Below are 14,197 nucleotides of genomic sequence, written 5' to 3' on the forward strand. Positions count from 1 at the left end.
ACCGGCTTCTCGCACTCGGCCGCCACCTCACGCAGAATGTGGATGCTCTCCGCCTCAAGACGCTGCAGATGCGTCAGACGAGCAGGGGAAAGGGCCATCGCGGCGGTGTTGATCGGCGCGTTCATCGTCATGCCGTCGCCCTTTCCAGGCTCGCGGGATCGAACGCCCCCGAAGCCACGAACCAGGGGTTGGCGAAAGCGGTGTCGCCCGGCACGCGCGACAAGCGGTAGCTGAACGGTCGCCCTTCCAGGCAGCGGACCATGCCGCCCGCCGCCCGGAGCACCGCGTCGCCGGCCGCGATGTCCCAGGCCATGGTCCGGCCCAGGCGCGGATAGAGGTCGGCCTCGCCGCTGGCCACCTTGCAGAGCTTCAGCGACGACCCCGCCGCCACGAGGTCGGCGACGTCGAACCTTGCCAGATAGTCGCGGGTCTCCCCGCCCATGTGGCTGCGGCTGGCGACGACGCGCAGGCCGGCGGCGGAGGGCCGGCCAGCCTCGATCGGCGTCCAGGGTCCGAACGCGCCGTCCTCGTCCACGACGCTGGTTCGCGCCGCTCCGCCCTCGCCGGCATAGATGACGCCCAGCGCCGGGGCATAGACCACGCCGACGCGCGGCTCGCCGTCCTCGACCAGGGCGATGTTGACGGTGAATTCGCCGTTGCGGCTGATGAACTCCTTGGTGCCGTCGAGCGGATCGACCAGGAAGAAGCAGCCGCCGACATCCGGAAGCTCGCCGGCCTCGGCCGCCTCCTCCGAAACGACCGGGATATCGGGAAACTGCTCAGCCAGGGCGCGGAGGATCACGGCTTCAGCCGCGGCGTCGGCCAGGGTGACCGGCGAGCCGTCGCCCTTGTGACTGACGCCCACGTCCTGGCGCGCGTAGATGTCGAGGATCACGTCACCCGCGGACTTGGCGATCCGTATCAGCGCATCCAGCATCGGGTCGCTCTCCAGCTATTTACTAAACTGGTGTAGTATTTTTTCCTGGGGTAGGTGAGCCTGTGCGTCGCCCACGGCGCGGCTCATCGCGTCCGCGATCGCGGCGCCGCAACATGGCGAGGAGATCCATGAACCAGGACATCGCTCCTCCACCACCGCGAACCATCGAAGAGGTCCCTGGACACGACGCCCTGGTCGGCGGGCTGGAGGTGTGGCCGCAGCTGGACCCTTTCGCCGCCACCGTGCGCTGGCAGCTGCTGCAGCTGGGCCAGCTGGTGCAGCGGTCGGTCGACCGGGTGGCGGCCGCCAACGGCCTCAGCCATGCGGAAGTCGCGATCCTGGGCGCGTTGAAGCGGTTCGGCCCACCGTTCGAGGCCTCGCCCAGCCAGCTCCAGGGCGCCCACTGGGTCACCCTGCCCGGCCTGACCAAGCCGATCGCGCGGCTGGAGGCGCTAGGCTACGTCACGCGGCGACCCAATCCCGAGGATCGCCGCGGCGTTATCGTGAAGCTGACGCCCGAGGGCAATCGCCGGATGACCGACATCATCGAAAACCAGGCGCCGCCGGAATATTGGGCGATCGCCAATCTCGACCCTGAACGACGCGCCAGGCTTGAAGCCGTCCTGCCCGACCTGCTCGACCTTCTGCTGGCGTCGGTCCCGTCCGACGATCAGTCGGGCTTGGAGACCACATAGTTCAGGGCCAGACGCCCCCCGTCGGCATAGAGGGTCTGGCCGGTGATGTAGGAGGCGTCCTCGCTGGCCAGGAACGCGGCGACGCCCGCCACCTCGTCGGCGTCGGCGAAGCGGCCCATCGGCGTGCGCGACAGCATCATGTCGATGGCGGGCTGGTCCAGAGCGGCCTCCGTCATCGGCGACCAGGTCGGTCCCGGGCCGATGGCGTTGACGCGAACGCCGTGCTTGGCCATGGCCAGGGCCATGACCTTGGTCAGCATCGAAAGCCCGCCCTTGCTGGTGCAATAGGCCGGCGAGGTTTCGACTCCCAGCACCGAGCCGACGGACGAGATGTGGATGATCGCGCCCTTGACGCCGCTGGCGATCATTCGCCGCGCCACGGCCTTGCCGACGATGAACGGTCCCACGAGATTGACCGACAGCACCTTGGTGAAGTCCTCCAGGGGCGTGTCGTAGAAGGGCTGGCCGCCCTTGCTGATCCCCGCCGAGCAGACAACCAGGCCGATCGGACCGACCTCGGCCTCGACCGTCTCGACCAGGGCTTCGACCGCCGCCTCATCGGCGGTGTCACAGGCGATGAAACGAGCCCAGCCGCCAGCCGACCGGATCGCCAGCGCCTCATGCTCGCCCCGCTCAGCCTGCAGATCGGTCATCACGACGCGAGCCCCGTCGCGGGCATAGCGTCGCGCGATCGCCAGGCCGATGCCGCCTGCCGCGCCGGTGACGATGGCGACCCTGCCGTCCAGGCTCATTGGTCCGCTCCGGTCTTGCGGTCCCAGAAGGAGCCGCCGTCGACGCGGATGTTCGCGCCCGTGGTGTAGCTGGAGGCGTCGGACGCCAGATAGAGCGCCGTGCCGACGATCTCGTCCGGGTCGCCCCAGCGGTTCAGCGCGGTGCTTCGCCGCGCCTCCTCGTCCGTGGCCCATTCGCCGGCGATGTCGGTGAGGAAGCCGCCCGGCGAGATGACGTTGACGCGCACCTTGGGGGCGAACTCCTGGGCCAGGGCGATCGACATGGCGTTCAGCGCCGCCTTGGCCCCGGCATAGGGCGCGATCCAGGGCGAAGGCTTCAAGGCGCCGATCGAAGAGACGTTGATGATGCTGCCGCCGCCAGCGGCCGCCATCCTCGCGCCGACCAGGGCGGTTAGCCGGAACGCGCCCTTGAAATTGACCGCCACCACCTTGTCGAACAGCGCCTCGCTGGTCTCGACGCTGGACGGGGCGACCGGCGACAGGCCGGCGTTGTTGACCAGGACGTCGAGGCGTCCGAACGCGGCCCAGGCGGCCTCGGCCAGAGCGCCGACCTCGTCCCAGCGTCCGACATTGCACGGCAGAGCCGCCGCGCGACGGCCCAGGCTGACGATCTCGGCGGCCGTCGCCTCGCAGGCCTCCGGCTTGCGGCTGGAGACGATGACGTCGGCGCCGGCCCGGGCGAAGCCCAGCGCCATGGCGCGGCCCAGGCCCCGTGTGCCGCCAGTGATTAGGGCGACCTTGCCGGTCAGGTCCAGGGCGCTCATGCCGCCGCCTCCAGATAGGGCGCCAGCTTGGCGCGCGCCGCCGCGCGCCGGGTGGGCAGGTGGTCGCTGGGAAAGAAGCCGGCATGCGGTTCGACGCCGCGCGCCAGGGCCTTGGCCACCGACGCCAGGTGCACCTCGGTCGGGCCGTCGGCGATGCCGAACATCGCCGCCAGGCCCAGATACTTGCCGAACGCCATCTCGTTCGACGCGCCCAGGGCGCCGTGCAGGTGCATGGCCTTCCAGACGATGTCCTTGGTGATATCGGCGGTCGCGACCTTGACCATCGCCACGGCCAGGCGGCCCTCGCGGCCGTGGCCCAGGCCGGCGTCGAACATCCAGGCGGCGTGCAGCACCTGGAGCCGGAACTGGCGCAGGGCGATGGCGCTGGACGCCAGGTCGTTCTGCACGCTCTGCAGGTCGATCAGCCTGCCGCCGGCCACTTCGCGGCTGACCGCGCGTTCGGTCATCATGTCGATCAGCCGCTGGCAAAGACCGATGGCGCGCATGGCATGGTGGATGCGGCCGCCGCCCAACCGCGCCTGGGCCACGGCGAAGCCCTGTCCTCGCCCGCCCAGCCGGGCGCTGTCCGGCAGGCGAAGGCCGTCGAAGCGGATGTAAGGATGGCCGCCCACGCCCTCGGGTTCGCCGAAGAAACCGACTTCGCGGACAATCTCCAGGCCCGGCGTACCCTTGGGGACGATGAACAGGGTGTTGCGCTGGTGAGGCTGGGCGTCGGGATCGGTCACCGCCGCCACGATGATGAAGTCGGCGTACTGGGCGTGGCTGGCGTACCATTTGTCGCCGGTGATCACCCAGTCATTGTCGTCCTGCACTGCTCGGGTCCTCAGCCGGGTGGGATCGGCGCCGCCGGTCGGCTCGGTCATCGAAAAGCAGGAATAGACCTCGCCCGCCACCAGGGGGTCCAGATAGCGCGCCTTCTGCTCGGGCGTACCGAAGGCGGCGAGGATCTCGGAATTGCCGCTGTCGGGACCTTGGCAACCGAACACCACCGGGCCCCAGTCGGTGCGGCCGAGGATCTCGTTCAGATAGAGCAGGTTGACCTGCCCGATCCCCGCCCCGCCGTCATGAGCTGGCAGGTGCGCCGCCCAGAGGCCCCGCCGTTTGACCTCGACCTGCAGCGGAGCCAGAGCCGCCCTCGCCGCCTTGTTGTCGCGGTCGTAGGGCGCGCTCATCTGGTCGAACACCAGATCCATCGCCTCGACTTCCTCGGCGACGAAGCGGCGGACCCAGTCGAGCTTTTCCTCGAACTCAGGCGCGATGCTGAAATCGACCATCGAGTCTTCCTCTAGGCTTGACCGCGCGCCATCTCGCCAGCCTTGGCGGCCAAGCGCAGCACGAAGTTTTCGGAGTCGGCGGAGTGGGCCTGACGGCCGGCTTTGAAGCGCGCGTAGTGGCGCTCCATGATCACCGCCAGCTTGTACTGGGCGAGCACCATGTAATAGGTCAGGTGCTCGACCGACCGGCCGCTCTTCTCGGCGTAGTAGTCGGCCAGCTCCTCGCGGTAGGGGAAGTCGGCGGCGTCGAAATAGCCGGCGGGGTTCGGGTCGTTCCGCCCGCGGAAGCCGTAGCAGACCCAGCCCAGGTCGAGCAGCGGATCGCCGACCGTCGCCAGTTCCCAATCGATCATCGCCGCCACCCGGGCCGGCGTCGTGCGTTCGAACAGGCAGTTGGCGAAGCTGTAATCGCCGTGGATGATCCCAGGGGAAGAGGCCTCGGGCGTATTGGCCGCCAGCCAGTCGGCGGCGTAGGTCAGGCCCGGAAGATCCCGCCCCGCGTAATTCTCGGTCTCGGCGTAGGAAGCCAGTTGGCTGCGCCAGCGCTCGACCTGTCGCTCCAGGAACCCTTCGGGCTTGCCGAAACCCTCCAGGCCGACCGCGCGGTAGTCGACATTGGCCAGCCGGGCGATGCCGTCCACCAGCGCGAAGCCCAGATCGCGACGGCTCTTGCCCGGCCGGTCGAACGGCGCAGGCGGCGGCTCGCCATGGCCCAGCCAGCCGTCGACCAGAGCCATCAGATAGAAGCGCACGCCGATCACTGACGGATCGTCGCAATAGCCGATGAAGCTTGGGTGCGGCACATCCGTCCCGGCGAGGGCCGCCAGCACCCTCGCCTCGCGGCCAATGATCTTTTCGCTGTCGGGACGCGGCCGTTCAGGCGGTCGGCGCAGAACCGCCTCGGAGCCGCCGCGCCGGATCGCCATGACCAGGTTGCTGGCTCCCCCGCTGAGCACCCTGACATCCAGCGGCCCTTGCCCCAAATCCGGAGCGTGGACGTCGAGCCAGCCGGTCAATCGCGCTTGTTCATCGCTTGTCATGACGGAAGGGTGAGCGCCTCCCCGCGCCTTAGCAAGACTGACAGTCTAGTAAATATATGCCAGTCTAGCATCCATCGAGTGAGCGATGTTCGCATCTCGTCTGCCCCGGATCCGCGCGTGAACACCACCACCCCTGCCCCGAAGACGCCGTCCCTTCGCGAGGCCCAGCGCGCCCTAACCCGCGAACGTCTCCGCCAGGGCGCGCGAAATCTGTTTTCTGAGCGCCCCTACATGGAGGCCACCATCGACGAGATCGCCCTGCGCTCCGGGGTCGCGCGGGCGACCTTCTATCTGCACTACGACAGCAAGCGCGACCTGCTGCGCGACCTGCTGATCGAGGACATGACCGCCCATCGGCGCCTCTACCATCGCCTCGCCGACCTGGGCGTCGAGCCCGCCCAGGCGGATCTGGAGCAATGGATCCGCCGGTACATGAAGGTCTTCAGCGATCGCCGCGCGTCCTTGTCGTTGTTCAATCTGGTGATCGGCTCCGACCCGGACTTCCTCACCGAGATCGCCCGGGAGCGTGACGCCCTGTTCGACGACGTGGGCGCACGTCACGCGGCCTTCCGCTTCGACACCGATCCCGCCGGGCGCGGCCGGCGGATGGCCGCCCATCTGCTGGTGTTCAAGATCGAGCAGTTCTGCCTGCACGCCGCCTTTGTCGACTGGGAGGCGGATCTCGACGCCGGTGTCGCGATCCTGGCCCAGGACCTGGCGACCTTCCTGCGCGGCTGAGCCCGCATCGCCGCGGATCGAAGGGCGCCTGCTATCCCGCGATATCGCAGGCGCGCTATGGGCCCGCCTGACGGAACGGCGGCTTGCCGAGGCCTGGCTTTGGCCCTTTCCTAAGCCTCGACAGCTTTCCTCCCATTCGCTGTTACCTGGCTCCTCGGTTTGCCAGTCCTGGGGCGCCGAGACGGCATCGTCGTCCCGGCGCCTGCCTTTTCCAATCCTCGGTCGACAGAGATGAGCCGCGTCATCTGGCTTGGCCCGCGCTGCTGACGCCAAGTGTTCATTTGTCTCGCCGGGCCGCCGACGGGTCCGCGCGGTTGGCCCAGGCGCCGAAGCCCGCGCAAAAGAAGGCCACTCTCGGGGCCAGGATGTCTCGCGCGGAGCCGTTCGGAGAAAAGGTCAGCAGGCTGAGCATGCCGGAGGCGATCACCATATCGGTGAACAGCGTCGCCGCCTCCAAGGCGTCGGCTGGCGGCAACAGGTTGCGACGCATCAGCGCCAGGAAGACAAGCTCGAGTTGCGACAGCAGATGGTCGCGCCCGGCGCGGCCCAGGGGCTCGCCCTCATGCGAGAAATTGACACCCTCGGCGATCAGGATGCGCATCAACAGCGGCGCGGACGGCGAACGCACGGTGATGTCCGCGGCGATCTCGAGCAAGGCGGCTTCGGCCGACGTAGCCGTCTCCAGATCGTAGATCTGAAGCCGCTGGTCGATCACGCCCCTAACCGCGTCGATCAGCAACGCCGCCTTGTCCGGATAGCGGGCATAGAGCGTACGACGGGTGACGCCAGCGCGCTTGGCGATCTCCACGATTGATGTTCCGCCAAAGCCCTTTAGCGCGAAAAGCTCCAGGGCCGCGTCGCGGATGGCGGCGTTCTTGGTCTCCACGCCAGCCGCGCTAGGCCGGCCGCGCTGCTTCAGGATCGGACCGGAGGAGCGCGCCGATATCGCATATGCGTTGGCAGCCATCTAAATATACACCAGTGTTGCCATTAGCGTCTCGAAGGAAGAGCCTCTCCTTACCAACACACCCGTCAAAGGTGGGCAATAGGCGGCCGATCAAGGTCCAGCCGACAACGCGATAGGCCGCGACGACAGCGGCCGGGGGAGGAACCATGGCCGATTTCCGCAAGACGCTTCTGCTCGTCTCGACCGCCGCCATCGCCGTGATGACGGCGGCGAACGTCTACGCCCAGACGACGCCCGCGTCCGATGCCACGCAACAGAAAGCTGTCGCCCTCGACGAGATCATCGTGGTGGCGCGGCGGCGAGAAGAGAACGTGCAGAGCGTTCCGGTCGCGGTCACGGCGGTTACCGGAAAGGCCATCGAGCGCGCTGGCGTCACCTCGGTGGCTCTGCTGGGCCAGCAGACGCCCGCCCTCGTCATCGCTCCGACCACCAGCCGGGCCACCCCCGCCTTCGCCATTCGCGGCCAACGCCAGCAGGACTACCTGCCGACCGTCGACCAGTCCGTCGCCGTCTATTTCGGCGACCTCTATCTCTCGCGCCAGTTCGGGGTCGACCAGGCGCTGTTCGACGTTCAGTCGGTCGATGTGCTTCGTGGCCCGCAGGGCACGCTATTTGGCCGCAATTCCACCGGCGGCGCCATCATCATTCGCCCGGTTGCGCCGACCGATCGCCTGGAGGGCTACGCGGCCGGGACGGTCGGCGACTATGACCGCCGGCAGTTCGAAGCGGTCGTGAATCTTCCGCTGGCGAAGGACCTGGCGCTTCGCCTGGGCGGCATGACCTTCCGCCGCGATGGCTATGTCACCAACGTCCTGACCGGCGACGACGTCGACAACGAGAAATATTCGGCGCTGCGGGCGTCGCTGAAATTCAGCCCAACCGGCGGCTTCGAATCCACCACCGTGGCCAACTATTTCGACTCCGACGGCGGCGGCACGCCGTTCATCCTCAGTGACGTCAGCCCCTCGAACACCTCGCCCGTGCGCCAGCTGGGCTTGGAGGCGCCCTTGCGCGCCCTGCTGGCGCAACAGAAGGCCCGCGGGTTTTACGAGACCGCTCAGGACGTAGACGCCAAGACGCGGGTCAAGACCTATGACGTCCAGAATTCGACGTCCTACGACTTCGGCGACCTCACCCTTCGCAACATCGTCGGCTACCGCAAGACCAAGTTTTCCGATCTCAACGATATCGATGGGTCAGCTGCTCGCATCCTGGAAATCAACAACCGCTATGACGGCGAACAGTTCTCGAACGAACTGCAGCTCTCAGGCCGCAACAGCATTCTGAACTGGATCACCGGCCTCTATTATTTCCGGGAGACAGGATCCAACGACACAACCAGCTATACCGGCTCGCCGGTGCTGGACAACTTCATCAACCCGCGCCTGCAGCAGTTCGACGTCAAGAACATATCGAAATCCGTCTACGCCCAGGGCACGTTCGACCTGACCAGCCTGACGCCCGGCCTGACGTTCACCGTCGGTGCACGCTATACCTGGGACCAGCGCGACGCCCACCTTCGGTCGACGCAGGCGGTCGGGGTCGCGCCAGGCACGCCAACCTTGCTTGGCTTCCCCTCGCCTGGCGAGCGCTGCCTGGGCCTCCCGGCCGACGGCTTCGGCGCCTATCCCGACTGCTCAGTCTCGCTGAGCACCGACTTCAGCAAGCTGAGCTACAACCTCAGCCTCGAATACAAGCCCGCCAGCGGCGTCCTGTTCTATCTCGCGACGCGTCAGGGCTATCGCTCGGGCGGCTTCAACGCCCGCGCCCAGCTCGCCTATCAATTGACGCCGTTCCGCCCCGAGGTGGTCCGCGACGTCGAAGGCGGGATCAAGGCGGACTGGCGGATCGGCGACGCGCCCGTCCGCACCAATCTCAGCCTGTTCTACAGCGACTTCAAGGACGCCCAGCGGCTGGCGCCGAACCTGATCGGCGGCGTCGTCACCACCGACGTCGTCAACGCCGCCAAGGCGCACGTGCAAGGCGGAGAGCTGGAGTTCTCGATCATCCCGGTCTCGCCGCTGACGTTAGGCGGCTTCGTTTCCTATACGGACGCAGCCTATGACGACTATGTCGTTCCCGGCCCGGGCGGCGTGGGAACCCGCGACCTCTCGGCCACCGCCCGCTTCGCCCAGACGCCGAAGCTGACCTACAGCCTCAACGCCCGCCTGAACCTGCCGACGCCGGATCGCTTCGGCGCGCTGTCGGTCTCAGCGACCTATTACCATCAGAGCGACGTCTATGTGACCGACAACACCGAGCCGGCGGGCCGCGTCAATGGCTGGGGCACGCTGGGCCTGCGGGCCGACCTCGAGCACATTGGCGGCGCACCGATCGATCTGGGCGTATTCGTCCGCAACGTCACTGACGAAAAATATAATGTCGCCGGCCAGACGCTGAACAACGACATCGGCTTCGCCTCCCGCATCCCCGGCGCGCCGCGCACCGTGGGGGTTTCTCTCCGCTACAGCTTCGGAGGCTGAGACCATGACCGTCTCGGTCGCCCCGTCGCACGTTCCGCCCCAACTGGTCGTGCCGTTCGACATCTTCGATGACGAACGGCTGAAACCCGATCCGCAGGCCGGCTATGGAGCTCTGCTCGGGCGCCTCCCAGACGTCTTCTACACACCGTTGAACGGCGGCCATTGGGTGGCGTTGCGCTACGAGACGATCAGCCGGGTCCTCAAGGATCCGGCGACCTTCTCCAACCGCAACCTGCAGATCCCCAAGTCGGACACCCCCGCCGTCATGCTGCCCCTGACGCTGGATCCGCCGGAGCACGCGCCCTACCGGCAGATCCTGATGCAGATGTTTTCCGCCAAGGCCATGCATGCCCTGGAACCGCACATCCGCGACTGGTCGCAACGCCTTCTCCGGGCGGTGTCCCAGCAGGGCCGATGCGACTTCGTAGGATCGATTTCCGGGGTCTTGCCCGTTTCGGTGTTCATGCAGCTGATGGGCCTGCCGCTCGAACGGCTTGAGGAGTTCCGGGCCTGGGTCGACGAAAGCTTCGCGGCCAGCGACACCGACCATCGCAACGCGATCTACGGCCGGATCATGGGTTTCATGGGCGAGGTCATCGGCGAGCGTCGGCAGGCCCCGCGAGACGACCTCGTCAGCCGTCTGTTGGCGTCCGAGGTCAACGGCCGCCCCCTGAGCATCGACGAAGTCATGGGCATGAGCCTGCTGCTGTTCATCGCCGGCATGGACACGGTCGCCAACGCGCTGTCGTTCGGCATGCGTCACCTGGCCCAGCATCCCGACCTGCAGCGCCAGGTCGCCGCCGATCCGGCGCTGATCCCGGGCCTGGTCGACGAAATCCTGCGACGCTACGCCTTCACCAGCACCCAGCGCATCGTCGCGCGCGACGTCGACCTGGACGGTGCGCCACTGAAGGCGGGCGAGATGCTGTTCGTCAGTTTCGCCGCGGCTGCGCTCGACGACAGGTTCGGCCCCGACGCCCGGTCGTTCGATCCGAAGCGCGCCGACGCCGACCAGCACCTGACCTTTGGCGGTGGTCCGCACAAGTGCGCCGGCCGCCACCTGGGCCGGATCGAGATGCGCATCCTGTTCGAGGAAATCTTCAAGCACTGGACCAATATCCGCCTGGCGCCGGACGCCCATCAGCACATCCGCGCCGGCAATGTCATCGCCATGGATCGGCTCGACATCCTGTTCGACGCGGCCTGACCGCCATGCCACCGCTCGCGAACCACTACGACTATCTGATCATCGGGGCCGGATCCGCCGGCTGCGTGCTCGCCGACCGGCTGTCGCGGAGCGGCAAGCATAGCGTCCTGCTGATCGAGGCAGGACCCGCCGACGCCAGTCCCCTGATCCGGATGCCCAAGGGCTTCGGCAAGCTTCTGCATGATCCCAGGCACGTCTGGCGTTTCGAAGCCGACACCCAGCCGGGCGGCGCCAACACCCCGGCCACCTGGCATCGCGGCAAGACCCTGGGTGGTTCGAGCTCGGTCAACGGCATGGTCTACACTCGGGGTGATCCCAGCGACTACGACGCCTGGGAAGACCTTGGGCTGGCCGGCTGGAACTGGGCCAGCATGGGCCGGGCCTTCAAGGCCATCGAGGACCACGAACTGGGCGAAGCCGAGACACGAGGCGTGGGCGGACCGCTGCACGTTTCACCGAGCCGTGAACCCAACGCGACCTGCGACGCCTTCATCGCGGCTGGCGCGGCCATGGGCCTGCCCGTCAAGACCGACCTTAACGATCCCTCCGGGCAGGACGGCGTCGGCTACGCCATGCGCACCATCAAGAATGGCGCGCGGTTCAGCGCGGCCGAAGCCTTCCTGAAACCGGCTCGCCGACGCTCCAACCTGACGGTGATCACCGACACCCAGATCGATCGGCTGTTGTTCGAGGACAACCGGGTGAACGGCGCCGCTTGCCGCGGCCCTGGAGGCCCCTTCGAGGTGCGCTGCGGCCGCGAGGTGATCCTGTCGGCGGGCGCGCTGAACACCCCCCGGATCCTCCAGTTGTCGGGCGTCGGTCCCGCCGAGGCGCTCAAGGCCGCCGGAGTTCAGCCGCGCCTGGGCCGGGAGGCCGTCGGCCAGCACATGCGCGAGCACCGGGTGCTGTTCATGCAGTTTCGCCTGAAGGACGCCCGGCTCAGCCAGAACCGCCAATTCAGCGGCCTGCGCCTGGCCGGGGCCGTCCTGCAGTACGCCTTTCTGAAGCGCGGCGTGATGGCCCAAGCCGCCTACCAGGCCGGCGCCTTTCTGAGGTCGCGCCCCGGCCTGACCCGTCCCGACGTCCAACTTCTGATGGGGCCGTTCTCGCTATCGCTGAAAGACGCCGGCGCCGAAGGACCAATCCCCGAGGCGTTGCCCGGTCTGCAGTGCATCACCCTGCCGCTGCGCCCCACCAGCGAGGGCGACGTCGCGATCCGCGCGCCCGATCCCGACGCGCCGATGACCATTCGGCCCAACTATCTGTCTACCGACGAGGACCGGATCTCCGCCGTCGCCGGCGTCCGTTTCGTTCGCGCCATGGCGGCCAAGGCGCCGCTCGCCGAGCTGATCGTCGACGAGACCGTGCCGGGCGCCGAGATGGCGACGGATGACGACATCCTGACCGCCTATCGGCTGTTCGGTTCACCCGGCTATCACGCCGTCGGAACCTGCCGGATGGGCCCCGGCGACGAGGCGATCACCGATAGCCGACTACGCGTGCGGGGCGTCGGCGGCCTGCGCATCGTCGATTGTTCGGTCATGCCGACCATACCGTCCGGCAACACCAACGGCCCGGTCATGGCCCTGGCCTGGCGGGCCGCCGATCTCATTCTCGAAGACGCCGCCTGATGCAGCGGTTCAGACCTGGAGCGTAACCCATGACCGTCATCGTGCCCGTCGATTTCGAGGCGCATCTCGCCGCCCGCTCCGTCTTGCCGACCCCGACCCTGGTCATCGGCGGCCAGCAGCGCCGCACGGGCGGAGCCGGCGTGTTCCAGCACGTCAGCGCCACCACGGGCGAGGTGCAGGGCGAGGTTCCGCTGGGCGACGCCGCCGACATCGACGCCGCCGTCCAGGCCGCGCGTCGGGCCCTGCCGGCCTGGCGCGACATGAAACCTTATGCCCGGCGGCGGCTGATGGACCGGTTCTGCGACCTGGTCGAACAGAACATCGGCCGGTTCCAGGCCATCTCCACGCTTGAGAACGCCATTCCATCAATGAACTTTGAGCATGGCATGCTGCACCGCTGCGTCGGCTGGCTGCGCTATTACGCCGGCTGGACCGACAAGCTCGAAGGCCTGGTGACCGGCCTGCACCCGGGCGAGAACTTCGAATACACCATCCCCGAACCCTACGGCGTGATCGGCCACATCATCACCTGGAATGCACCGCTGCTGTCGCTGTGCATGAAGGTCCCGCCATCGCTGGCGGCGGGCAACACGGTCGTGATCAAGCCGGCGGAGTTCACCCCCTATACCAGTCAGCTGTTCGCCGAGCTGGCGCAGGAAGCAGGCATTCCGGAGGGCGTCATCAACGTCGTTCCAGGCGCGGTCGCTGCTGGCGAAGCGCTGGTGCGCCACCCGGGCGTCGACAAGATCTCGTTCACCGGCGGGCCGATCGGCGCCAAGGCGATCATGCGTTCGGCGGCCGACAGCCTCAAGCCGGTGATCTTCGAACTAGGCGGCAAATCGGCCAACCTGGTGTTTCCCGACGTCGATCTCCAGGACACGGCCCAGTACTGCGCGGTGTTCGGCGTCTCCAACAGCGGCCAGGGTTGCGCCCTGCCTACCCGGATCCTGGTCCATGAGGCCGTCTATGATCCGTTCGTCGAGATCGTCGCCGCCACCTTGGATAACCTGCCGACCGGCGACCCGCTCGATCCCAGCGTCTTCATCGGCCCGATGGTCAATACCGCCGCCATCGCGCGGGTCATGGGCTTTGTGGAAGACGCCAAGACGTCCAACTCAGGTCGCCTGGTCGTCGGCGGCGGTCGGCTGGCGGGCGGGCTGGAGAAGGGTAATTTCGTCGCACCGACCGTGTTCGCCGATGTCGATCCGATGAGCGCGATCGCCCAGCAGGAGATCTTCGGTCCCGTGCTGTCGATCATCAAGTTCAACACCGAGGACGAGGCGGTCCAGATCGCCAACGCCACGGCCTACGGCCTGTCGGCGTATGTCCAGACCAACGACATCAACCGGGCCAACCGCTTGATCCGGCGGCTCGACGCGGGTACCGTCTATGTGAACAAGGCCACGCCATCCAATCTCGGCGCCTCGCCGTTCGGCGGAATCGGCCTGTCCGGCTTTGGGCGTGAAGGTGGTCGGGCCGGCCTAGAGGAGTTCATCAAGGTCAAGGGCGTCGGCGTCAGCGTCGCGGCCTAGCCGGATCGACCGAGTATCCCCGTTCATCGCGCCGCCGCTGCGAGATCGTTCAATAGCAACATCCGCCGCGCGCCTACCCGTCGCCGCATGCCAGCGCTGCCGGCGTTGCTGAACGGGAGAATTCCCATGGTTGGGACACTCAAGACGATCCTGGAC

At 67.4% G+C, this 14,197-nt stretch carries 12 protein-coding genes and 1 pseudogene; 6 read left to right on the forward strand and 7 right to left on the reverse strand.

Translation table 11 applies throughout. The features are described 5' to 3' along the window. Positions 1 to 131 (reverse strand): annotated as a pseudogene (locus EV278_RS24340) (hypothetical protein); the annotation flags it as partial. Beyond that, the gene (gene cysQ, locus EV278_RS07360; protein WP_132088795.1) at positions 128 to 937 is read right to left on the reverse strand and encodes a 3'(2'),5'-bisphosphate nucleotidase CysQ; all 810 of its coding nucleotides are present in this window, start codon (positions 935 to 937) and stop codon (positions 128 to 130) included. The gene cysQ and the pseudogene EV278_RS24340, both read right to left, overlap by 4 nt. A 128-nt stretch (positions 938 to 1,065) precedes the next feature. Here cysQ and EV278_RS07365 point away from each other — a divergent pair, with 128 nt between their 5' ends. Then, entirely contained in the window at positions 1,066 to 1,632 is a 567-nt protein-coding gene (locus EV278_RS07365; RefSeq protein WP_165916553.1) for a MarR family winged helix-turn-helix transcriptional regulator, read from the forward strand. On the opposite strand, the gene EV278_RS07370 is transcribed toward EV278_RS07365, so the two are convergent. Genes EV278_RS07370 through EV278_RS07385 form a run of 4 tightly spaced genes read right to left on the reverse strand, consistent with a single transcriptional unit; the run spans position 1,608 to position 5,459 of the window. Continuing rightward, positions 1,608 to 2,384, reverse strand: coding sequence for an SDR family oxidoreductase (locus tag EV278_RS07370; RefSeq protein WP_132088800.1), 777 nt, complete (start codon positions 2,382 to 2,384; stop codon positions 1,608 to 1,610). The two genes, EV278_RS07365 and EV278_RS07370, sit on opposite strands and share 25 nt — an antisense overlap. Next, the gene (locus tag EV278_RS07375; protein ID WP_132088802.1) at positions 2,381 to 3,148 is read right to left on the reverse strand and encodes a glucose 1-dehydrogenase; all 768 of its coding nucleotides are present in this window, start codon (positions 3,146 to 3,148) and stop codon (positions 2,381 to 2,383) included. The genes EV278_RS07370 and EV278_RS07375 overlap by 4 nt, the downstream gene beginning before the upstream one ends. Beyond that, positions 3,145 to 4,443 carry an acyl-CoA dehydrogenase family protein gene (locus EV278_RS07380; protein WP_132088805.1) on the reverse strand — a complete coding sequence of 433 codons (1,299 nt, stop codon included), beginning with the start codon at positions 4,441 to 4,443 and terminating at the stop codon, positions 3,145 to 3,147. The genes EV278_RS07375 and EV278_RS07380 overlap by 4 nt, the downstream gene beginning before the upstream one ends. 11 nt (positions 4,444 to 4,454) lie before the next feature. Next, complete coding sequence (locus tag EV278_RS07385) at positions 4,455 to 5,459, reverse strand: phosphotransferase family protein (RefSeq protein ID WP_207905447.1); 1,005 nt, start codon at positions 5,457 to 5,459, stop codon at positions 4,455 to 4,457. 141 nt (positions 5,460 to 5,600) lie between these two features. On the opposite strand from EV278_RS07385, the gene EV278_RS07390 reads away from it, so the two are divergent. Continuing rightward, positions 5,601 to 6,221, forward strand: a complete 621-nt coding sequence (locus EV278_RS07390; RefSeq protein WP_132088810.1) for a TetR/AcrR family transcriptional regulator — start codon at positions 5,601 to 5,603, stop codon at positions 6,219 to 6,221. A gap of 277 nt (positions 6,222 to 6,498) precedes the next feature. Here EV278_RS07390 and EV278_RS07395 read toward each other — a convergent pair whose 3' ends face one another. Further along, the gene (locus EV278_RS07395) at positions 6,499 to 7,188 is read right to left on the reverse strand and encodes a TetR/AcrR family transcriptional regulator (protein ID WP_132088813.1); all 690 of its coding nucleotides are present in this window, start codon (positions 7,186 to 7,188) and stop codon (positions 6,499 to 6,501) included. A 146-nt stretch (positions 7,189 to 7,334) separates the two neighbouring features. On the opposite strand from EV278_RS07395, the gene EV278_RS07400 reads away from it, so the two are divergent. The 4 genes from EV278_RS07400 to EV278_RS07415 are packed head-to-tail and all read left to right on the forward strand — an operon-like array spanning position 7,335 to position 14,041. After that, positions 7,335 to 9,671, forward strand: coding sequence for a TonB-dependent receptor (locus EV278_RS07400; RefSeq protein WP_132088815.1), 2,337 nt, complete (start codon positions 7,335 to 7,337; stop codon positions 9,669 to 9,671). Between the two features lie 4 nt (positions 9,672 to 9,675). Beyond that, complete coding sequence (locus EV278_RS07405; protein WP_132088818.1) at positions 9,676 to 10,878, forward strand: cytochrome P450; 1,203 nt, start codon at positions 9,676 to 9,678, stop codon at positions 10,876 to 10,878. A 5-nt stretch (positions 10,879 to 10,883) separates the two neighbouring features. Then, positions 10,884 to 12,509, forward strand: coding sequence for a GMC family oxidoreductase N-terminal domain-containing protein (locus EV278_RS07410; protein WP_132088821.1), 1,626 nt, complete (start codon positions 10,884 to 10,886; stop codon positions 12,507 to 12,509). A gap of 29 nt (positions 12,510 to 12,538) precedes the next feature. Continuing rightward, on the forward strand, positions 12,539 to 14,041 hold the full coding sequence (locus EV278_RS07415; RefSeq protein ID WP_132088823.1) for an aldehyde dehydrogenase family protein: 1,503 nt from the start codon (positions 12,539 to 12,541) through the stop codon (positions 14,039 to 14,041). Positions 14,042 to 14,197 lie beyond the last annotated feature (156 nt).

The sequence above is a fragment of the Caulobacter sp. BK020 genome (assembly GCF_004342605.1).
In the GTDB taxonomy this organism is placed as follows: Bacteria; Pseudomonadota; Alphaproteobacteria; order Caulobacterales; family Caulobacteraceae; genus Caulobacter.

Coding starts and splice junctions, on each gene's coding strand:
- cysQ (WP_132088795.1), bottom strand. CDS start 937: ATGCTGGATGCGCTGATACGGATCGCCAAGTCCGCGGGTGACGTGATC.
- EV278_RS07365 (WP_165916553.1), top strand. CDS start 1,066: ATGAACCAGGACATCGCTCCTCCACCACCGCGAACCATCGAAGAGGTC.
- EV278_RS07370 (WP_132088800.1), bottom strand. CDS start 2,384: ATGAGCCTGGACGGCAGGGTCGCCATCGTCACCGGCGCGGCAGGCGGC.
- EV278_RS07375 (WP_132088802.1), bottom strand. CDS start 3,148: ATGAGCGCCCTGGACCTGACCGGCAAGGTCGCCCTAATCACTGGCGGC.
- EV278_RS07380 (WP_132088805.1), bottom strand. CDS start 4,443: ATGGTCGATTTCAGCATCGCGCCTGAGTTCGAGGAAAAGCTCGACTGG.
- EV278_RS07395 (WP_132088813.1), bottom strand. CDS start 7,188: ATGGCTGCCAACGCATATGCGATATCGGCGCGCTCCTCCGGTCCGATC.
- EV278_RS07400 (WP_132088815.1), top strand. CDS start 7,335: ATGGCCGATTTCCGCAAGACGCTTCTGCTCGTCTCGACCGCCGCCATC.
- EV278_RS07405 (WP_132088818.1), top strand. CDS start 9,676: ATGACCGTCTCGGTCGCCCCGTCGCACGTTCCGCCCCAACTGGTCGTG.
- EV278_RS07410 (WP_132088821.1), top strand. CDS start 10,884: ATGCCACCGCTCGCGAACCACTACGACTATCTGATCATCGGGGCCGGA.
- EV278_RS07415 (WP_132088823.1), top strand. CDS start 12,539: ATGACCGTCATCGTGCCCGTCGATTTCGAGGCGCATCTCGCCGCCCGC.